A 21,435-nucleotide genomic window follows, 5' to 3' on the forward strand; every position below is an offset into this window, starting at 1 on the left:
ATTAACCTTCTAAAGGGTATTTATTAATTAATGTAAGCATCTCTTTAATCACGTGGCCCAGACCGATGAAAACTGATTCAGCAATGATCCAGTGGCCAATGTTGTATTCTTCAAATTGCTTTTCCTCAAGAAGAGGAACAAGCGATTCAAATGTCAGACCATGGCCCGCATGGTAGCCCCAGCCTTCACGTTTCATGATCGTCGCACCTTCACGGTAACGAACCAGATGTGAAGTCACGTCTTTCTTATTCAGAAAATCTTTGGCGTAGTCACCAGTATGAATTTCAACCGCATCGGCCTTGATGGATAAGCAGCGCTTAAGCGTCACTTCATCGGCCTCAACGAAGAGAGAAATTTTTGTATCAGGAGAGAGGGCCTTAATATCTTCGCAGGCCTTCTTCACGCGCTCATAGTTCTTCTGATCAATCACATCCAGGCCACCTTCCGTCGTGCGCTCTTCACGCTTCTCAGGAACGAGACAGACCCATTCAGGTTTTTGCTTGATCGCAATCTTCACCATCTCATCTGAGGCGCCCATTTCTAAATTAAGGGGCCTCCCCATCTTGCGGCACATATCATGAACTGTCGGAACATCGTGATCTTGAATATGACGACGATCTTCACGAAGGTGAATCGTGATCTGATGAGCACCTGTAGCAAGCGACACTTCAGCTGCGCGCATGACTTCAGGATAGTATTCCCCACGTTGCTGGCGAAGGGTCGCCACGTGATCGATATTTACACCTAGACGAGCGTATTTCATTTTAACCCAGGGCCTTCTTCACTGTCTCAGCAAGCTCAGTGCAAAGTGTGTTCACAAGTTTGTTATCTTTTCCTTCAACCATCACACGAGCAAGGGCCTCAGTTCCAGAGTAACGAAGAAGGATGCGACCTTCTTTACCAAGTTTTGCTTCAGCGTGATCCATTGCCTTTTTGATTTCTGGCACTTCTTCGAAAGGAACACGTTTAGCAACGTGAACGTTTTGCATCACTTGTGGGAACATTTCAATTTTTGTAAGGTCCGCGAGATCCATGTCGTAGAAACGAATGCTCTCGATCACTTTTAGAGCGGCAAGAATACCGTCGCCAGTGGTTGAATATTTTTTGAAAACCAAGTGACCTGAAGGCTCACCACCGAAAAGTGCTCCTGATTGTCTCATGCGCTCAACGATGTAGCGGTCGCCCACCTGTGTACGAGTGAATGTAAGACCCTGCTGCTGAAGAAAGTATTCAACACCAAAGTTACTCATCACAGTCCCTACCACTTCATTGGCCGGGCCGATTTCATTGTTATCTTTTAGGAATTTTCCACAAAGACCAATGAGCTTATCTCCGTGAACCACTGTCCCGTTACCATCAACGATCGTCAGACGATCACCATCTCCATCCAGACATACACCAAGGTCAGCGCGGTATTTTTTAACCGCATCTGCGCAAGCTTCTGGGTGAAGAGCACCAACGTTTAAGTTGATGTTTGTTCCATTGGGCGTATTACCGATGGCGATCACTTCAGCACCAAGCTCTTCGAAAACCATTGGAGCAAGCTTGTAACCAGCACCGTTGGCCGCATCAACGACGATACGAAGGCCTTCAAGCGTGTACTGAGGAGAAAGAGCGGCTTTCGTGTTCACAATATAGCGGCCAATCACTTCATCTAAGCGTTTAGCGTTACCAAGTTGATCACCGACTTTCACCGGAATGCTTGATGGATCAAGAACCATTCTTTCAAGTTCTAGTTCAATCTCGTCCGGAAGCTTGTGGCCCGTGCGATCAAAGATTTTAATTCCGTTGTCCTCAAATGAGTTGTGAGAAGCAGAGATCATGACCCCCGCATCAGCACGCATACTTTGAGTGACAAATGCCACACCTGGAGTTGGAAGCGGACCTGTAAGGATCGCTTTACCACCCTGTGAACACACACCAGCAGAGAAGGCCTGCTCAAGCATGTAACAAGAAAGTCTGGTATCTTTACCAATAATGATCAGCGGTTTTTTAGAAAAGTTTTTTTGAAAGTAACTAGTAACTGCGCGGCCCAGAACAAACGCCACTTCACCAGTCATGGGATAAACGTTGGCCTTGCCACGAATACCATCTGTACCGAATAACTTACGACCTGACATAATGACTCACTTTAAGAATGAAATAACTGATTTAACTATACCATCTTATTGTATATTCACAATAATGGTCTTGGGAGAGATTTCGAGCAAATGAATGCTCGGAGGAAGCACGACTTTCAGAGGTACTTCAAGGCGGCCTCTGGCATCGTCCGGGATATCGGCCCACACTTGAATAGTGGACGAGACATTTGATCGGTTTTTAATAATCTTGTCTGGGACCAGCAGTTTCACCGACGCAGTTTTGACACTCGAATTGATTTTACGCGAGTGCGAAAGGAACTTAATCGGCAGGTCCTTCAGAGTGAAATTGGCACTTGCTGCCTTGAGCTGATAAGAGAACTTGATGTCGTAACCAGAGGTCAGGGTCAAGCGCTCATCCGGAAGAGCGACCTCAACCGGCACTTGATTGAGCCCTGTGAGTGATTCTAACTCAACGGGTTTTATTGGGATTTCTTTGAGCTTAGTAATGAGCGAGCGAGGTCCATAGACCTCCACTTCCGCCGGTTCTAGCACCGTATTAGAGAGAGAAAGTTTTTCCGGTAGGTGGCCCGCGAACTGAAGTTTCAATGGCACAATCTTACTCGCCTTCTTCTCAAGCTTAATTGGTAGGCGACGCGGTAATACACGTTCAACCACCATACCAAATGGAAGATTCAGCTGGGCCGGATTGATGTCCACAGTAAAGTTTAACTGCTTACGAGCGTTCGCACGATTGAGATCAATCACGAGACGATCTTCACGTTCCGCAACAGTACGTACGAAAGCACGGGGCCCCTCGATCATAAACGTCACTTCATGCTGAGGCTTGGCCGCAAACATCATGTCCACTGGAAGGATATATTCCAGGGTCACGGTTTTCTCAAATTTCACTTTCTCTGAGTTTAGAACGTAAACCCAGAGGAAAAGTGAAAGGAAGATCGAGATGAACTTCAATGAATGTTTCTTCATTCGGTTGCGCATCTTCATGGAGTAATTCTCCCCACGGACTCAACCGGTCCAACTCGATCGATTTCTAATAAGAATTTGCGCAGGTATTTTCTTAATAGATCTTCGTTCTCCATGTAATGGAAAACGCCGTTATAACAAATATTGATTCTTCCTGTTTCTTCTGAAACTGTTACCACTACTGCATCTGAAATTTCAGTAATACCAAGGGCCGCGCGGTGACGGGTACCAAAGTGACGATCGATTTCTACGTTCTTTGAAAGCGGAAGGAAACATCCCGCTGCTTGGATCACACCGTTGTAGATGATGATGGCACCATCATGAAGTGGTGAGTTCGTCTGGAAGATAGAATAGATAATATCAGAGTGAATTCTTGAATCTAAACGTGTACCAGATGATGAATAGTTCAATAGACCGTGGTTCTTTTCAAACACAATCAGCGCACCAGTTCTCTCTCGAGAGAGGGCCGAACATGCAGCGACCACTTCTTCAATCTGCTGATCGAATTTCGAACGACCATTGCGGCCAATAATTTTTGTGCTTGAAATTGAAACCAGCGCACTTCTGATTTGATCCTGGAAAAGAACAATCAAAATAATGAACAGGTAATCGAAGAAGTTTTGAAGAATCCACGAGAGAGAATACAATTCGTAGAATTGACTCACCCACCAAAGCATCGCAAGTGCCACGATACCAAAAAGCATTTGGTACGCGCGAGTTCCTTGAACGATCAGGAGGAAACGGTACATGATAATAGCTACAGCTGCTATATCTAGCAGGTCGATGACCCTAAAATTGGCAAGGAGAATGCCCAGCTGCTGCAAAAGTACCTCGTGTTATTTACGAGGCTTATCGGAATTTGTGAATGAAATTTGAGGGAGATAAAGGTCCCGAAGAAAATAAATTTCTCCGGGACAAGAATGGAATTAAGCTGCTTCTTTTTCGTCTTCAACCAGAACTGGTTTCGGAGCTGGTGCCTTGCCAGGATTATTGAGACCCTCAATAATTTCATCTGACATAAGCATTTTCTTACGAAGGGCCTCACGGGAAATACCCATGGCCGTGGCCGCTTTCGATTTATTGCCTTTATGGCGCTTGATTTCCGCAAGAATCATCTCACGTTCAACCAGGGCCACTCGGTCTTTAAGCGGAATCGCTGGATCGTCGGCATGTGGAATGTTTTCCAGAAGACAGTTTGCCGTCTTCGACACGTCGATGATTGGAGACGATTTACTTCCAAGGTCCGTGATCACATGGGCCTTTGGATTATAAAGAACCGCTTTCTCAACTGCTTTTTCTAGCTCTGACACGTTACCTGGCCAGGCGTAATTTACCAGCTGGTCTTTCACCACATCTGAGAAATCTTTCAGAAGAAGACCCTGCTTTCGACATTCTTTACGAAGGCAAAAGCTAAGAATATCTTCAATGTCCTGAGGACGCTTACGAAGAGGATCAATGTTCACTTCAGACGAGCACATATAGTGATAAAGTTCAGGGTTAAAAGCCCCCTCTTCTTCAATCAGCTGCTTTAAGTTTTTGCTGGTCGTGAACATCGGACGCACGTCCAGAGAAATATGTGAGCCCGGGATGCGACGATCTTTCAGCACCTGCATAAGTTGCATCTGCATATGAACCGGCATGAATGAAATCTCATCGAATACAATTGATCCACCCACACACTCTTCAAGTTTACTTTTTGAATCTCCTGAACCAAAAATTTCCTTATTAAGAGTTGCTTCGTCCACACCCTTACATGAAATCACCATGTACGGAGCAAGACCACGCTTACCTTCGTTATGTACGATGCGAGCAAAAAGTTTTTTACCTACGCCTGTCTCACCTGAAATCAGCAAAGGAGAATCGATGTCTTTTAGACGAACGATTGCCTTTCTTACTTCAGAAGTTTGCTGAGAGCGACCAATCCACGCCCACTCACGATCATACGGAGTTGAGAAGCGACGGATAAGTGACTTTTCAGACACCGGGCTATAATGGTGGAACACTGAAGAAAGAATGAGGGCAAGAACCTTCATTGTTTTTTCATCTTCCACAGTGAAACGATCTTCGTTACGCTTGTTCAGGACTTCGATCACACCAATGATTTTATCTTCACGGTTAGTGATTGGAGAACAGATGATGGAACGAGTATCAAAACCCGTCACTTTGTCCATCTCCTCTGAGAAACGAACTTTATCTGTTTGCGTATCAATGTTCAGCGACACACCTGTCGTAAATACTGACCCCGCGATCCCCTTACGGTAATCGAATTTCAGAAGTTCTTTATCAATTCCTAGCGCAGCAACTGCTTCTAGTTCATTCGTTTCAGTGTTAATCAGGAAAATCGAAGCGCGTTGACCATTCAGGATACGCACGATCTCTTCCAGCATACTCTCCACGAACTTTTCTTTATTACCAAATTGCGTAATGTCTTTGAAAAGTGAAAGAAGGAGCGAGAACATCTCAAAGCCTTCTTTCTCAGAAGCATAATGCTGAGTAAGAGCAAGCTGCACGAGAGAATCTTTAAGGCGCTCAGGTGGCAGACTTTGAATATACTGCTCAATGAATCGCTTCATATTGCCATAATCTTCAGTGTCTAATTCAGCTCCATAATTCATGGCCTCTGCATCAGGTGAAGCAACATTTCTGAATGCTCTTACGACTGAAGCACCAAAGTCAAAACGAAGTCTTTTAAATTGAAGTGAACAACGAAGAGTGGCACCCACAGGAAGTGGAAAAGACGTCGTGAAACCAAGTCCGGTCATACTCACGTCCATGAGTTTGATCTTCTCTACAAACTCAAAGCGCCCCTGATCATTTTCATATTCCACCAGAAATTGCACATCATCACGTGACTCAACTGGCACGCGGAAAGACTGGTAGTATTTAAATTCTGAAAAACTGGTCAGCATGGAAGCTCCCTTTCAAATAAACCTAGCTTTTGGGCTTATCGGTTAAAGGGCGCTTAACTTTAGGGTTCCTGACACAAAAACTTGGCACTACAGGAACTTAGCTTTCTTTACTGACTAAAAACGTCCCTTTTTACTTTCGCTGGCGAAAGTAACTTTTTTTTAACAGTTGACACATCCGTATCTTTTCCGTATTTTGTTTTACATGAAACTAAACCACGTTGCAAATAAAATTTTATTGGCTGATACAAAAAAATTAGCAGATGCTGAAAGAGAGGCCCTGGTTAAACTCCTCCATCATTTGAAAGAGATAGATAAGAGGAAGCTTTTTTGTGACCTGAAGTATCCGTCACTCTTCACTTATTGCGTTCAAGAATTAGGATATTCCGAAGGTGCCGCCCACAGACGAATCGTAGCGGCCCGTGCTTTGGCAGAGATACCTGAGATTGAGAAGAAAATTGAAGACGGACGATTGAGTCTCACGAATATTTCACTCGTGAATCAATTTATTGAAGATCCAATTAAAAGACGTGAAGTCTTTAAAGAAATTGAAAATTTAACGAAGAATGAATGCGAACAAAAATTATTCGAAATAACAGGCAAAGAAGAAAAACCAAAAGATAAAAAGAAGCGCATTTCCAAAGATAAAATCCCAGTCGCGTTTGTTCTATCAGATGAAACTATGGCCGTTGTGGATCAGCTCAAAAATCTTCTTGCTAAAGAAATGGAGATGGATGAATTAATTCAGTTCATGGCCAAAAAGACCATTGAATCAGTAGAAAAAACTAAGTTTAAACAAACAGATACGAAGAAATCACTTTCGCCAGCGAAAGTAGGACGGGCCATTCCCGCCTCGATTAAACGAGCAGTATATGCGAGAGATAAGAAATGCACCAACTGTGGAACAACTTACAATCTGAACTACGACCATATTCTTCCCTATTCAATGGGAGGGCCAAGCTCGGTGGAGAATTTGCGGCTCTTATGCTCGCAATGTAATCAAAGAGCGAGAATTAAATCTTGTTTAAACTCTCCAAAAGGAGCTTTATCACATTCTGATTTGAGACCTTTTCTAGCTGCTGAATACCTGGAACCGTATTGAGTTCAAGGATGGAGAGTCTTCCGTCCTCGTGGATAAAAAGATCAATGGCGCCATAATGAGCACCCGAGGCCTGAATTAGGCTATTGATAATTGCCTGATGTTCGGCCGGAAATTCGACCACTGTGGCAGCACCTTCGCGCTGAAAGTTCGCCACGATGCCGGACTTGGCCGTGCGTTCGAATACGATGGGGCTTTGGCCTTTAAGGAAGAAGTAACGAAGCTCGCGGGCATCGCGAACTAGTGGTTGAATGAGGTAATCCTCATCCACGCCTTTCTTTTTCTTCCACCAAGACTTGAACTCATCCCAAGTCAGGGCCTCGATACCCCAACCACCCTGGCCCACATGTGGTTTCACTACCACTTTGGGATAGAGCCTAAAGAAGCGTTCAATATTAATCAGATCTCCACCCTTGATCGACATCCAAGGTAAGGCAGGAATATCTTTCTCATCAAACCAATCAAACTGAGTGGGCTTTGAACGGAACCGTTTTAAAACATCGTGGGGATTAACGACCTTATTAGTTGGAAGGCCTTTGATAAACATCAAATCAAGATCGTTTCCGTAGATTCCCGTCGTGCGTACTAAATAGAAATCTGCTTCCGGTAAAAGATAATCACTCCATGGATCGAAGAGCTCAACTTGACCGACTTCTTCCGTCAGTCTCTTAACAAAATAGGTTTCCTTATTTTTTGCAATTACACAGAGCTTATTTTTCACTAAAATGATCCCATGTTTAAATCTCTCTTTATTTACCTCATGACCCTATCCTTTGCCTATGCCCAAACAACGGCCGAAGGAATGAAACCTGAAACAAAAACAGAACCGGAAAAGCCGGAAGCTCCAGTTACTTATCCCTTGAATGCCGAAGTTCAAAACTTCTGCAAAGACCTGGATAAAAAATTCTCTGAATATAAATGGGGTGAGGTTCACTGCGGATATTTTCAATGGATCAATGTACGTAAATCAAAGGCCGGCACTCCCCTTATCTGGACCACATTTGGGGAAGAGAACACAGCTTCTGCGGCCAATACCACACTTGTTCTTTGTGGCGTTCATGGTGATGAAATCACACCTGTGAAATTTTGCTGGGACCTCATGCGTGAGCTTAAATCGAACCACACATTCACTGATAAGTTAGTGGTAGTTGCTCCTCTGGTTTCTCCTGACTCATTCTTCAAAGCAAAACCTACTCGCACTAACGCTGCTGGAGTGGATGTAAACCGAAACTTTCCGACTGCAGATTGGAACAAAGACGCTTTGAAACGTTGGAAAGAGAATTACAAAAGAGACAAGCGTAAGTATCCAGGTCCAAGGGCCGCGTCTGAGCAGGAAACAATCTTCCAGATGAATCTTATTAAGCGCTATAAGCCAAACAAGATCATTACAGTTCATGCACCTCTGACGATCCTCGATTACGATGGTCCGTCACTAAAAGGCAGCGAAGGCCAATCGGCCAAGCAACTTTTGGAACAGATGTCCCAAAAGTCTCAAGGCTATAAGATTTCAAATTATCCGATTTTTCCTGGAAGCTTAGGAAACTGGGCCGGGAAGGAAAATCGCATCCCGACCTACACTTTGGAACTGCCGAATACAGTTCCGACTGAGACTGATCGCTTCTGGCAACTCTTTGGAGATGCCGTGCTCTTTGCAATCGAGCACAAGATGAAGCCACCTATCGATTAAGCGTTTGCTTTTGGTGGCTCTGGAAGTTTCTTCACAACCAATGCTGGCACAATGATCAGAACCGCACCAATGAGGTACGCGTGAACCGATCCAAATTTCCAATACACGAGTGAAGCATAGATTGGGCCAATCACTCGTCCTAAAGAACCGAGTGAACGGAAAATACCAAGACTTTGTCCCTGCATGTTCTGTGGCGTATAGAACGACACTAAGCTTGTGAGACACGGGATAATCATCGCCGAACCAAGGGCCAGGAAGAAAAGACCCGCATAAAGCATCCACGCCGCTTGAGCGTAAGCAAGAAGGATTAGACCTGGAACAATGGCAATAAGACCATTGAAGCTCATCTTTCTCTCGCCCACTTGGTGAGCTTTACGACGAACATATCCGCCTTGAACCATACCAATCACAAAACCGATGAAGATGAACATATAAGCGTTATCCATCGACGTGTAACCCAGACGCTCAACTGCAAGGAACGTCAGCGTAAACTCCATACCAGAGAAAGCTGTGATGAAGAGGAAGTAAGCAAAATTCGTTAAGTTCACACCCGGAAACGGAAGTGGCTTCATAAGCTTAATTGGATTGATACTTCTCTCAAGATGTCTCTTAGAGCCTTCCTTTAAAGTTTCCGGGAAAGATTTCAGAATCGTGAAGAAGTTAATAAAGCTCAGACCCGCTGCCAGAGTAGCTGCTGCCGAGAATGGGTTCACACCAAATGCTTCCCACTCAGGGTGATGAAGAATTGGGTTATAAAGAGAAAGAATACCACCCAATGCCGGACCAAAAACAAATCCTAGAGCGAAAGCAATACCAATTGCTGCCATCCCTTTAGAGCGGTTTTTCTCGTCTGTCACATCACTTACAACCGCAGAAGCAATCGACATGTTCCCTGACATGAGTCCGCCCACGATACGAGCAACGATCAACAACGTGAATGAGCCCGAAAAAATCCACAACACATAACTCAGGAACAATCCGAAGACTGAAATCAGAAGTACCGGACGACGGCCAATTCTATCTGAGATCGAGCCCCACATAGGTGCTGCCACAAATTGAAGTAATGAATAAAGAGCACCAAGAAGACCACCAAAAAGAACAATCGTGCTCATCTGAGGTGTGCCATCTGCAGTCACTGATATAGACTGAATATTAGAGATAAGATTCATCATTCCTGAAAGGAAGAAGTTGTCCTTATCCACTTCAAGATAATACTTCGCCATGGCCGGGAACATTGGGAAGATAATTGAGAATCCTACCAGATCCATGAACATAGTAAGGAACATGAGTTTTAAAATTTTCTTCGAGCTATCAGGTAGTTTCGAAGGAGCTTCTTTTGCTTGTTCAGTGATCACTGCTTTATACCTTTCTTTTACATCGATTTTATAAAATAATTCGCTACGCTCTTTTGAAGAGCCATTGGCATATACGTTGATAAAGTGAGCGTAGTCATTGATCCATTCTGGATCAGCATTTAAGCAAGGAATGTGAACCAGAGTTCCGCCGGCATCTTTGACTTCATGAGCGAGCTCAGTTCCGATCTCATCTGTTGTTTCTAAACAGTCCACCACGAAACTTGGGCAATACACCCCGATCTTCTTAGAACCGTTTTCAACTTTTTTCACCACTGTGGCATCAGTGTAAGGCCCAAGCCACACTTCTGAACCAAAGCGCGACTGGAAAGTCATCGAAATAGGAATCGGAGACTGTAACTGATTTTTAATCAGTTCGAATGTCTCTAAACAGTGAAGAAGATAAATATCTTTTTTATCCAGAACACGACGAAGCGGAATACCGTGAAACGAAATCACAAGTTCCTGCATATCAGGATTGACCTGTAGAGACTCACGAATCTTTCTCACCGAGTGATCAATGAAAGCTTTTGAAGTGTGATAAGAATTCACAATCGTGAAAGTCGGAAGGTTCACACGCTTTTTAAAGTCTCCGCCTAAAGCATCCACTACCGAAGCAATGGTACTCTCCGCATACTGAGGGAACTGTGGCAGCACTAAAACTTTCTGTGCACGCTCATGAATATCTTCTTTTTCCCACTCATCGATGACATCCGAGGCCCTAGGGCTTGCCAGAAGAAAGGCATGGTTAATTTCAAGATTTTCGTCCAGTTTCGGACGCAAAGAATCCGCCACTTTTATCGTGTTCGTGATCAGCGGGAAGCCCTCTGCCGTATGAATGCGGGCATAAGCTTCGGCCGAACGACGAGGCCTAAAAGGGAGAATAAAAAGATTTAATATGATTTTCCAAACAAGAGGATGGGCGTCCACTACTCTAGGATCAGCTAGAAATTCGCGTAGAAATTCACGGACATCCGAGACTTTCGTACTCTTAGGAGAACCCAATTGACCAAGGATCACTTTGATTTTTTCTGCCATATGCTTCTTTGTGTTGAAAGAGTCCTCCCTTTTTGTCATAAATCATGCTAAATGACTAGAATCAAAAGTATTAACAGGGGTTAGACAATGGCCAAAAATGCGAAATCAGAAGGTCGTAAATCAAAAGAAATGGGTTCAGTGAGCCTTTTAGGGAACACAAAGACCAATTACCCTGAGACCTATGCCCCGGAAGTCCTGGAAAAGTTCCCTAATAAGCACCCAGATAACGACGCCTGGACAACTTTTGTTTGTACTGAGTTTACCTCTCTATGTCCGATGACTGGCCAGCCAGACTTCGCCAAAATTTTTATTAACTATATTGCCGATAAAGATATGGTGGAATCTAAGTCTCTTAAGATCTACCTCTTCAGCTTCAGAAACCATGGTGACTTCCATGAGGACTGTGTGCAGAAGATCTGTAAGGACCTCTTTAAGCTGATGAAGCCTAAATACATCGAGGTTCAAGGGGACTTCACTCCACGTGGAGGAATTGCGATTTTCCCATATGCTTCGATGAGTAATGGATCAAAGAAGTACGAAGCTATGAAAGATGCTCGAATGGCAAATTATTCTCCAGGCAAATACGGAATGGACCTGGCCCGACTTTATTAATAAAATATTAGGATCAAGGAAGTATTTATGATGGGTTTAGGAATGGGCGAATTAGTAGTTATCCTCTTAATCGTGGTGCTATTTTTCGGCGGTAAGAAGCTACCTCAATTGGGTTCATCACTTGGTGAATCGATTAAGAATTTCAAGAAAGGCATGAAGGAAGACGACACTGATAAGAAGTCGTAGTTCTCGCTATTCTTTCACACAAGTAGCTGTTCCATCCGCATTTATCGATTGGATAAAAAAACCGGCCGAGCAGCTATAAGTAAACGCCTGACAGGCCTGAGTTCCATCTGCATTAATCCCACGACTATACTGCCCCGGTGGACATGTTTGATTCGACAGAGCGAGATTCTCCATTCTACGACAAGTTCCCGCAGTACAGATATCCGATCCACTTACATTATTTCCGGCAACCACATGACCTCTCGAAGTCAAACCAACTGTGGTTAGTTCTCCTGTCATGACATCGCCATTTTTGAATACAAACTGATCTTCTTCTGCCTGACAGTTAGTGATAGGGCCTGTTTGAGAACTCGCATACACTTTCAAAGGAACAGCAAAAGAAGCATCTTTCACGGCCGCCTTCGATCTTAATTTCCTAATTGAGACCACCAAATCAACCACTCTCGCTCCGTTACCCAAGGACTGATTTTTATCAACGGTTCTCATTCCCGTAATTTCAACCAGGTCATGAGCGTACTTTTTCCCCGCCTCATAAATGGCCTGGTTAGAACTATTTTTGACAGACGGAATAACGCTACCTACAGAGGCACCCGTGAAAGTAAGAGCACAGGCCGACTTGTCATACAATAAACTTGAGATTGTCCTCTTAAGCTCCAAAACTTCAAACTTCGTCTCGAAAGTCGAACGACTTTGATTCTGTTGTTCAGATAGATTCATGATCACAACCGCACCAGCACCAAGAGCACCGGCGAACATTAAAAATTGAACGAGAGAAAAACCTTTCTTATTCATTAGGGCCCCAAACTTCCGCAAACAACTGCGCCACTTGATGTAATGGCCTGAATGGCCTGATTTGCACCACATGAAAATTGTAAATCCACACAATCTAATGTTCCATCAGCTCTTACACCTCGAGAAATTTGATTGGCACCACAGAGCTGATTATTCAGAGCAAGTTCTGAGATGGCACGACAAACTGAACCAGTACAAAATCTTGCTGCTAGAACGTTTAATGTTGCGACAACACCAGTAGTTGAAACAAGACTTGGAGTTGTTAAAGGTCCGGTCATTTCATCACCAGACTTAAGAACAAACTTATCACTATTCACACGGCAGCTTGTAACCAATCCTGCCGGATTAAGATTCACCTTCAAAGGAACAAGAATAGGTGCATAGTGATTACGGTCTTTCTCTTTAGACTTTTTGAAATCAACAGAGAGAACCACATTGGGAGTTCCATCAGGATTTGGATCTCCGAGAATGAGTCTCATGCTTTGGACTTTTACATTGGAAGTTCCGTTCTTCGCCAGATCAAAAACCGTCTTTCCTCCATTGGGAAATGCGTTTTTAATTTCAGTGACGGGATCTCCAATTCTCTTACCTGAGAATGTGTTACTACAGGCCTTTTCTTCAAAAAGAAATGTCGTGACGAGCCTTCTCATTTCAAGAGTTTCAAATCGCGCATCATTAGAAACCTGATTTTGATGAAATTGAGAGCTAAGGTTCATGGACAAAACTAAGAGTCCGCCCATACCTGCGACCACCACCATGAGTTCAACTAATGAAAAACCATGTTTGTTATTTTTCATCTTCACTGCCAGGCACCTTTAAAGCAAAGTTTTGTAATCGTAACTGTAGGGCCCTGGCATTTTTCCATACAACGATAATAGGCTCCACTTCCATCACCTAGCGCAAGGAACCCATTGGACTTACACTTGTACCCCCAGCCGTTTCCCCTCTCATCATACTTGCCCCATTTACACTCACCAGGAGTGCTTTGAGAACAAGATCCCGTCTGTCCATGGTCCCTGCCCGGAACCGTACAAGTTTGTCCACTCTGGGTGAAGGCCATCGCCGGACATCCCGGAGGAATAAGATCCACACAAGTGACCGCTCCATTAGCTGCAATGGCACGAATCGCTTGTCCCGTAGGACAAGAATAAGTGATGGTTCTACAGCGAGGAGTTCCCTGCACGCCATCGAGATACTGATTCGGTGGGCAGCCCTGATTTGATAACACGAAGTCATTCATGTTTTTACAGTTGGCACCAGCACTTGTGCAGATCGCCTGACCCTGAATTGCACCAGAAGCAGTCACATCATTTGTAACGTTCAATTGAGTCGTCGTCAGAGCTCCCGTCATCACATCCCCTGCTCGTTGAACAAACTGATCATCGTAAGACAAACAATCAACGATGGGCCCGGCCGCACTACTTGCCGTCACTTTAAGAGGAATCGCTATAGCGAGGCCTGATCTATTAGTGATCGCTTTGGCCTTTTGAAAAGTAACAAGGAGATCAACCTGACGAGTGGTCGCCGTCAGTGGTCTGTTCTTATCAATCGTTCGGAGAGAACTAATAATTAAATTATTCGAGCCATACTTCTGGCCCTTAACGAAGATAGATTCATTGGCCGGATTTTTTAGCGCATTTACTTCTGCACCAATGGCCGATCCACCCAAGGTATTCGTACATGCGACCTTATCGTAGAAAAGATTCGTGATGATTTGTTTTAGTTCCTGACTCGAAAACTTGGCCTCAACATTGGCCTGGTTCTTCGCTTGTTGATTGGTTAAATTCATCAAACCTAGAGCGACAACACCGATACCGGCAGCACCTAAGAGAACTTCCACAAATGAAAGTCCACGTTCGTTTCTAAAAAATTTCATATAGTAATTTTACTCGGATAAGTGCTGGTACCTAAGCTGCCATTCAATATCTACACTGCAAAATTGATTCAAAAAAAATTGGAGCATACGAGTATATCACTTTGTCTTTATCGCCGAATTCCAACGGCAAAGCCGCTATTGCCTGCAGTGATGTCGGTCCAGTTTGTTCCTGAAGCAAGTTGCACTGGCGAAGTTTGGTTAACTCCAAATCCAGGCAGATTTCCCGCGGCATATCCCCATCCCCACAGTGTTCCATCACTCTTAATCCCATAAGAAGTAGAATCATGGATTGAAATTTTTTTCCATGAACCTGCAATTTGAGTTGGCGATGTTTTCTGGGTGACAGTTCCGTCGCCTAATTGACCTGAGCCATTTAAACCCCACATCCAGAGCGTGCCATCAGTTTTTATCGCCGCTGAAACCTGGCTTCCGAGCTCAACTGATTCCACATCCGTTAGAGCCGTTAATTGAATCGGCGAAGATTTTCCTGAAGTAGTGGTGTCACCCAACTGTCCATTCCCATTTGCTCCCCATACCCAGAGAGTTCCATCGGTTTTAATCGCAACAGTGTGAGAGTTCCCGCAAGCGACTTTTGACCAGTCAGTCAGAGCACCGACTTGAACCGGTGAAAGCATGGTAGTGGTATTCCCAATTCCAAGCTGACCGCTGGAATTTTGTCCCCAGGCCCAAAGAGTTCCATCATTTTTTATGGCCATGGAAAAAGAACCGCCAGCAGCAGCTTTGGCCCAAGTATTGAGAGATGATATTTGAGTCGGTGAGGTAAAACTTTTTCCAAGCTGATAACTTTCATTAAATCCCCAGCCATGCAAGGTTCCGTCTGATTTAATCGCCGATGCGAATAAATAACCTCTGGCGATCTTGGTCCACGTGCCAGGAACTTGTACCGGGGAAGATCTATTGGTTTGAGTTCCGTCACCTAATTGTCCACCATTGTTTGAACCCCATGTCCAAAGAGATCCATCGGACTTAAGTCCAGAAGAAGAATAATAACCGGTAGCAATCGCCGACCAAGTAGTATCGGCGCCAATCTGGACGGGGGAACTGGTATAACCAGATGTAGTTGAGGCAATGGATCCCATAGAATTGCCGGCCCATCCCCAGAGTGTACCGTTAGTTTTAATTCCTAAAACATGATATTGCCCTGAACTTAGCTGAGACCAGTCGGAAGTATGGGTTGCTTGTGCTGGAGAAAAATAGTGAAAACCAATTTGACCTGTATCGTTTAATCCAAATCCCCAGAGAGTTCCGTTGGTTTTGATGGCAAGTGTGCGAGCTCCGCCGGCATCTAATTCAGACCAATCAGTATCTGAGCCCACTTGAGTTGGAGTTGAAACATTGGTGAAATTTCCAATTCCCAATTGCCCGGATTGATTATTTCCCCATGACCAAAGTGTCCCATTAGTTTTAAGGGCGCTGGTGTGATTTAGCCCCACTGCCACAGTTTTCCAATTGGTATCACTTCCCACGATCATGGGAGAACTATAGTTCGCACCATTTCCAAGACCAGTAATTCCCCAAATGCCGTAGCCCCAGGCCCAGAGTGTATTATCGTTTTTGATTCCAAATGAAGTTGAAGAGCCAGCATAAACACTAGACCAGTTAGAGTCAGTCCCCAATTGGGTCAGAGAGCTTTTGTTAGCGGTAGTAGCGTCACCCAATTGTCCGAAGGTATTTGCACCACAAACCCAAACTGTTCCATCAGATTTTCGAGCAAGAGTATAATTGGCCCCGCCCGCAATTTGTGTCCAGGAAAATCCCGCCCCAATTTGGGCCAGAGAAGATCTTCCCGCGTTGAAGGCGCCATCACCAAGTTGACCTTCATTATTTCTTCCGACGGTCCACAAGGTATTATCTGACTTAATCAACACAGCGTGATTGTCACCAAGTCCGGCCTCAATCCATGTATCAGAACCCACTTGAACCGGAGAGGATCTATTGTTTGTATCTCCAAGACCTAATTGGCCCGAGGTATTTTGTCCCCATGCCCAGAGTGTGCCATCAGTCTTAATCGCCATGCTGAGAAGATGACCGGTATAAACTTTTGACCAATTGGTAAGTGCACCGATTTGAATCGGTGAGTATCTTGTGCTGGCACTCGCATTACCAAGCACCCCACTTGAACCAGATCCCCACCCCCACAAGGTTCCATTACCTTTCACAGCAATAGTGTGACTTGTACCTGTAGAAATTTTGGCCCAGTCAGAATCAAGACCAACCCGATTGGGAGAATAATAAAACTTCCCAATCTGGTTATAATTATTATTTCCAAAGAACCACAGCGATCCATCATTCTTAATTCCAAAACTAAAATTGGAAGTAGACCCTGTCTCGGCCTTTATCCAATTAGTATCAGAACCAATTTGAACAGGTGAAGATTTTGCAACTGCTGTTCCGTCCCCTGTCTGACCTTCATCATTCTGTCCCCATCCCCACAAGGTTCCGTCAGTCTTAACCGCTAAGGAGTGACCATATCCCGCATATACCCTGGCCCAATTAGTTCCAGAACCAATTTGAATGGGAGAATTCACATTGGCGATGGCATTATTACCAACTTGCCCATAGGGATTCCATCCCCATGCCCAGAGTGTGCCGTCAGTCTTAACCGCAAGAGAGTGACCATTACCAGCTGAAACGGAGGCCCAATTGGTGAGAGAACCAATTTGAACAGGACTAAAATTTTGACTGATATTTCCTAATCCTAAATGACCGCTGTCATTTTTCCCCCATCCCCAGAGAGAGCCATCAACTTTAATCGCAAGTACATGCGCACTTCCATTCGCAATCTCTTTCCAGTTATTGGCAGAGGTCATTTGGGTAGGAGTAAAAAAATGAATGCCTAATTCACTGTTAGCGTTATTGCCCCAACCCCACAACGTACCATCGGATTTTACTCCTAATGAATGTGTGTTGTTGGCCGCAACCATCGTCCAAGTATTATCAGAACCAATTTGAGTTGGAACTGATGTACTTGCAGCAGTGCCTGTTCCAACACGTCCGTTAGCATTATCTCCCCAACCCCAAATCGTCCCGTCCGTTTTAAGAACTACAGTATGCATGTGTCCGGATGCGGCCTGGACCCAATCGGTAGAGCTACCAAGTTTAGTCACGGGCTGCACGCCTCCAGTGACACCAAGGCCTAATTGATAAAAACTATTTGTCCCCCACACGAACATTCCGTAGAGATTGGTATTTTGAGTTTTCCAAAATCCGATCATCGAACGAAAAGCAAAAGCATCTTCAAAGGGATTAAGCACAGAAGTAGCAATGGCGGCTTTGCCAGCATTTGAAATGAGTTTTAAGAAGTCGCGACGGCTCTGAGTCATTACAATCCAAGACATCCGTATTTTTACAGATGCACCTAGATTAATAATAACTTAAATACTCGTACCTGCAACAAGATGGAGCATTTTTCTATAGGTAAACATAAGGCAAGAAAGGCCAACGTGAGGATATTCTTCATCCCCGCCTCTTCCTGTCTGGTTAAAATTTCTCTAGAACCTTCAAAACTACCGGCTCATTCTCATTTAACTCTTCAATCGTCTCAAACACTTTCAAAACAACTTGATCATAAGAAGCAGTTTTGCCTTTTTGTTTTAAGAGCTGAAGGATGTAGCGGCTTGCGCGGTCGATAAGCTTATTGTTACTTGGTCTAACCCAAGTCATTACGTTCCCTTCATAACGGTCAAGAAGACCCATTATGAGTGTAGAATGAGCATTCAGAAGCATCTTCACCATGAGGTGATTAAAGAGCGGGTCTTCGCCCCATTCAAAATAGGCCTCTTCATTCTGACACTTCATCAACACGCGGCCATCATCATAGGTCACACTGAATTCCGCAGTCGGAATGCTTTTTGAACGATTGGCCAAACCGATTTTAGAGATATCAAATCCAAACACACGATCGGTCCCAATGCGTCCATCTAACTCACTCCACTCAAGTGGTCTTGGAGATCTCCAAAGAAGCTCACTCCAGGCATGACCTGAAGTCTGGGCCTCTGGAATGAAGAGATAACAAAGTCCATGAGGAGCATCGTGATCGAGGAGGTTCTCAAAAGCACGAAGAGAGAATGTTGGTGATCTTTCCGTTGTATCAGTCAGGATACTGATTGCAAGGAATGGATCAGTCACGTAGTTAAGATATTTTTTATCTTGGTAAAGCTTTGCTTCAATCGTTGTAAGTGGTGCCATCGCTTCATAGCGAGTCAGACAGAGACGGTGAAGAAGGTCTTTATAGAAAACTTCAAAGTCAGTTTTATCTTTATGCTTATAAAGTAGACCAACGCCGATCGCTAGCATCAAAACAGTCGATGCCTGCATGCGAGTTGAACCAGAAATGGCCATTGGCCCAACGGTCAGATTAATTTTTTTAATGTTTTTATTCTCAATTACTTCACGTGAACGATGAATCGGCATGAGAACATCATCAGGATTACAATATAAAAAATATGGCTTTCTATTGGAGTAAGCAGCGGCCTTCTGGGCGGCCCCAATCACAAATGGAGTCTCTCCACCTTCAGTACTTGCAAGAAGAAGATCGTTCGGGCCAAAGCCCAGATCCATGAGTTGTCGTTCACCGTAGTCAGTTCTATCTTCAAAACTCTCAACTGATTTAATGAGAGCAAAATCTCCACCGGCCATAAACGAGAAGACCTGATTGGCCCCATCAAACTTTTGGCGATAAAGTGTCTCTAAAACAAGTGACAATCTTCCTGTGGCACCACAGCCGCACATGAAAATTTTGTTGCCCTTATCCAGGGTGTCCCGAATGTCCTGGGCAAGTTCCCACAGAGCATCGGTCTTGGTGCCCATAATTTTAAGAGCATCATGATCGACTTCTTCCAAAATTTTAAGAGCGGCGGCCACATCTTTTTTTACAAGCTGTGAAAGCTCTGTTGTTTTCGGATGAAAACTTTCAGTCACTAAATGACCAAGTTGAAACTGCGGTGCAATTTCTAAAAATGCGCGGGCTTTTTCTGCGGGTGACATGTTGAACCTTAAACAGGAGACAAAGTTAATTGCAGATAATTCTAAGAACATTCAATCGCCTTTGGAAGCAATTTGGAACCAATTGCGCAGCAAATCATTGATTGTTTCTTTTTTTCCTGGGAACAGTATCTATTTCCGAGCACGAATAAAATTTCATAGGCTTAAAAGACTTACCTGATTGTTGTTATCAGCCAACTTGTTTTTAAGAAATCCCTAACGTAGTCTTTCACATCATTAAAATAATTCTGAGGTTAAAGTGAGACGATTATTTTCTTACATTGCTTTACTAGGCTTTGCACTCAATGCTTGGTCCTATAACGAGCGAGGCAACTCTGGGTTCACAATCATTTGCGAAAATCCTGAAGAGAATAAATTCTACGATGCCTACGAGGCAGAACATCGTTATTACCTAACCCCTGTTTACCCAAAGTTTAAAGGAGATTCTTGTCTTACGGACGGGCAGTGCTTAGATTCCGCCATTATCATTGCCAGGGAATTTCTAGAGCGACTTCCGGAAGGTGAGCTAAAAGAGCATGCACTTTTGAGACTGAAAGATTTTGTTCTTGAAGTTAATATCAAAAACAATATTGAAATTCTTCCCGTAAATGACATCGGAATCGGGTTTATTCCAAGAAAATGCACGCTCCGCCAGACGATAGTGCAAAGAGTTCCCATTTTTGTTGAAGACTTCCGATACATAATTGCAAACGACTACTGGAAACTTCTATCAACCAGACAAAAAGCGGTAGGAATCGTCCATGAAATCCTATATGGCTATTATGCCGTTCTAAAAATTCAACCAGAGTCTTCCGAAAAAGTCAGATACCTGAATGCCCTAGTGATATCTGGCAAAATTAAAAATTTTACTGAACAAAGATATCTCAAAACGATTCAGCAAGTTTATTCGAAAAATGAAAACTGAGGACAATCTTTCTTTCTTACTTAACAATATTTTAGAAGCTAGAAAGAAAAAAAACACAAACTATTCACTAAGAGCTTTTGCTCGCGACCTCAAAATTTCGTCAGGTCGCTTGAGCGATATTTTAAATGATAAGTATCTTCCAGGGCCGTCTATTTCAAATCGAATCATTGAGTCCCTGAATTTAAATGAAAAGGAACGAGAAGAATTTCATCAAATCCTGGAAAGATGCCACGAAAAATTTAAACTTTTAGGAGAGGCAAAACTCTTAAAAGAAGAAGAATATTCACTCATTGCAGACTGGCATCACTTTGCGATCTTAAATTTGATGGAAACCTCTGACTATAAAGATGCTCCTGAGTGGATCGCCCAAAGACTTGGGCTTTCAGAGGAAACAGTGGAACAGTCACTGGATATTCTTGAAAGCATTAACTTGGTAGAGTTTAAAAAGGGAAAGCGATACCCTACTCACAAGAATCTCACGACCACTCATGAAGTACCTTCTGAAATTATCCGGGAAGGACATCGTCAAATCATCTTGCAGTCATTGAATTCACTTAAAGAGCACTCCACTGACATTCGTGACATCACATCTGTAAGTGTGTCTGTAAATATGGCGAATCTTCCAAAAGTAAAGGAACTGGCCCGTGACTTCAGAAGAAAGGCGGCCCTCCTCTTAGAGGAAGGAGAGCGGACCGAGGTCTACAATATTTCTATCCAGATCGTGCCAGTAACAAAGCTCAACTAAAAATTAAAGGAACAGTTCCTCCACCAACAGGTCCTACTTCATTCGGACCCCTCTCTAATTGTGAAGACATGAATCCAAGAACAACTTGTCCATCAAGATTTACTGAATCATCGTTTAGTTTTCTTAAAAAGGACAACATTACTAGCTG

The 21,435-nt window shown here is 43.8% G+C and carries 19 protein-coding genes; 6 read left to right on the forward strand and 13 right to left on the reverse strand.

Features of this window, described 5'->3' with window-relative positions:
• Window position 1 precedes the first annotated feature (1 nt).
• The 5 genes from SOO65_RS13485 to SOO65_RS13505 form a co-directional block, all read right to left on the reverse strand.
• Complete coding sequence (locus SOO65_RS13485; RefSeq protein ID WP_321390889.1) at window positions 2-763, reverse strand: pyridoxine 5'-phosphate synthase; 762 nt, start codon at window positions 761-763, stop codon at window positions 2-4.
• Between the two features lies 1 nt (window position 764).
• A complete protein-coding gene (glmM, locus tag SOO65_RS13490) occupies window positions 765-2,120 on the reverse strand; it encodes a phosphoglucosamine mutase (protein WP_321390898.1) in 1,356 nt (451 codons plus the stop codon).
• 45 nt (window positions 2,121-2,165) lie between these two features.
• Window positions 2,166-3,086: a CdaR family protein gene (locus SOO65_RS13495; RefSeq protein WP_321390901.1), complete on the reverse strand. Its 921-nt coding sequence runs from the start codon at window positions 3,084-3,086 to the stop codon at window positions 2,166-2,168.
• Entirely contained in the window at window positions 3,083-3,814 is a 732-nt protein-coding gene (cdaA, locus tag SOO65_RS13500) for a diadenylate cyclase CdaA (protein WP_407676965.1), read from the reverse strand. The genes SOO65_RS13495 and cdaA overlap by 4 nt, the downstream gene beginning before the upstream one ends.
• 177 nt (window positions 3,815-3,991) lie before the next feature.
• Window positions 3,992-5,974 carry a sigma-54-dependent Fis family transcriptional regulator gene (locus SOO65_RS13505; RefSeq protein WP_321390908.1) on the reverse strand — a complete coding sequence of 661 codons (1,983 nt, stop codon included), beginning with the start codon at window positions 5,972-5,974 and terminating at the stop codon, window positions 3,992-3,994.
• 202 nt (window positions 5,975-6,176) lie between these two features.
• Between SOO65_RS13505 and SOO65_RS13510 the strand changes: the two genes are divergently transcribed.
• Window positions 6,177-7,073 carry an HNH endonuclease gene (locus tag SOO65_RS13510; RefSeq protein WP_321390911.1) on the forward strand — a complete coding sequence of 299 codons (897 nt, stop codon included), beginning with the start codon at window positions 6,177-6,179 and terminating at the stop codon, window positions 7,071-7,073.
• Here SOO65_RS13510 and SOO65_RS13515 read toward each other — a convergent pair.
• A complete protein-coding gene (locus SOO65_RS13515; protein WP_321390913.1) occupies window positions 6,985-7,791 on the reverse strand; it encodes an ATP-grasp domain-containing protein in 807 nt (268 codons plus the stop codon). The two genes, SOO65_RS13510 and SOO65_RS13515, sit on opposite strands and share 89 nt — an antisense overlap.
• Before the next feature lie 12 nt (window positions 7,792-7,803).
• Here SOO65_RS13515 and SOO65_RS13520 point away from each other — a divergent pair, with 12 nt between their 5' ends.
• A complete protein-coding gene (locus SOO65_RS13520) occupies window positions 7,804-8,757 on the forward strand; it encodes a M14 family zinc carboxypeptidase (RefSeq protein ID WP_321390916.1) in 954 nt (317 codons plus the stop codon).
• On the opposite strand, the gene hemH is transcribed toward SOO65_RS13520, so the two are convergent.
• Window positions 8,754-11,147 carry a ferrochelatase gene (gene hemH, locus SOO65_RS13525; protein ID WP_321390919.1) on the reverse strand — a complete coding sequence of 798 codons (2,394 nt, stop codon included), beginning with the start codon at window positions 11,145-11,147 and terminating at the stop codon, window positions 8,754-8,756. The two genes, SOO65_RS13520 and hemH, sit on opposite strands and share 4 nt — an antisense overlap.
• An 87-nt stretch (window positions 11,148-11,234) precedes the next feature.
• Here hemH and queF point away from each other — a divergent pair, with 87 nt between their 5' ends.
• Both queF and tatA read left to right on the forward strand, forming a co-directional pair.
• Window positions 11,235-11,759: a preQ(1) synthase gene (gene queF, locus SOO65_RS13530; RefSeq protein WP_321390924.1), complete on the forward strand. Its 525-nt coding sequence runs from the start codon at window positions 11,235-11,237 to the stop codon at window positions 11,757-11,759.
• 27 nt (window positions 11,760-11,786) lie between these two features.
• A complete protein-coding gene (tatA, locus tag SOO65_RS13535; protein ID WP_407676966.1) occupies window positions 11,787-11,945 on the forward strand; it encodes a twin-arginine translocase TatA/TatE family subunit in 159 nt (52 codons plus the stop codon).
• Between the two features lie 6 nt (window positions 11,946-11,951).
• Here the strand turns inward: tatA and SOO65_RS13540 are convergent, their stop codons facing one another.
• The 5 genes from SOO65_RS13540 to SOO65_RS13560 form a co-directional block, all read right to left on the reverse strand.
• Window positions 11,952-12,737, reverse strand: a complete 786-nt coding sequence (locus SOO65_RS13540) for a hypothetical protein (RefSeq protein ID WP_321390929.1) — start codon at window positions 12,735-12,737, stop codon at window positions 11,952-11,954.
• Window positions 12,737-13,534 (reverse strand): prepilin-type N-terminal cleavage/methylation domain-containing protein, encoded by a 798-nt coding sequence (locus SOO65_RS13545; protein WP_321390933.1) that lies wholly within the window; start codon window positions 13,532-13,534, stop codon window positions 12,737-12,739. Before SOO65_RS13545 ends, SOO65_RS13540 begins: the two co-directional genes overlap by 1 nt.
• 2 nt (window positions 13,535-13,536) lie before the next feature.
• Window positions 13,537-14,613: a type IV pilus modification PilV family protein gene (locus SOO65_RS13550; protein ID WP_321390936.1), complete on the reverse strand. Its 1,077-nt coding sequence runs from the start codon at window positions 14,611-14,613 to the stop codon at window positions 13,537-13,539.
• A gap of 107 nt (window positions 14,614-14,720) precedes the next feature.
• On the reverse strand, window positions 14,721-17,972 hold the full coding sequence (locus SOO65_RS13555) for an RCC1 domain-containing protein (protein ID WP_321390939.1): 3,252 nt from the start codon (window positions 17,970-17,972) through the stop codon (window positions 14,721-14,723).
• A 142-nt stretch (window positions 17,973-18,114) separates the two neighbouring features.
• Window positions 18,115-19,620, reverse strand: coding sequence for an N-acetylmuramic acid 6-phosphate etherase family protein (locus tag SOO65_RS13560; RefSeq protein WP_321390942.1), 1,506 nt, complete (start codon window positions 19,618-19,620; stop codon window positions 18,115-18,117).
• 256 nt (window positions 19,621-19,876) lie between these two features.
• On the opposite strand from SOO65_RS13560, the gene SOO65_RS13565 reads away from it, so the two are divergent.
• Entirely contained in the window at window positions 19,877-20,542 is a 666-nt protein-coding gene (locus SOO65_RS13565) for a hypothetical protein (RefSeq protein WP_321390945.1), read from the forward strand.
• Complete coding sequence (locus tag SOO65_RS13570; RefSeq protein ID WP_321390947.1) at window positions 20,532-21,287, forward strand: TIGR02147 family protein; 756 nt, start codon at window positions 20,532-20,534, stop codon at window positions 21,285-21,287. Before SOO65_RS13565 ends, SOO65_RS13570 begins: the two co-directional genes overlap by 11 nt.
• On the opposite strand, the gene SOO65_RS13575 is transcribed toward SOO65_RS13570, so the two are convergent.
• The gene (locus SOO65_RS13575) at window positions 21,280-21,426 is read right to left on the reverse strand and encodes a hypothetical protein (protein ID WP_321390951.1); all 147 of its coding nucleotides are present in this window, start codon (window positions 21,424-21,426) and stop codon (window positions 21,280-21,282) included. The genes SOO65_RS13570 and SOO65_RS13575 overlap by 8 nt on opposite strands.
• Between the last annotated feature and the right edge of the window lie 9 nt (window positions 21,427-21,435).

It is taken from the genome of Peredibacter starrii (assembly GCF_034259205.1).
In the GTDB taxonomy this organism is placed as follows: domain Bacteria; phylum Bdellovibrionota; class Bacteriovoracia; order Bacteriovoracales; family Bacteriovoracaceae; genus Peredibacter; species Peredibacter starrii.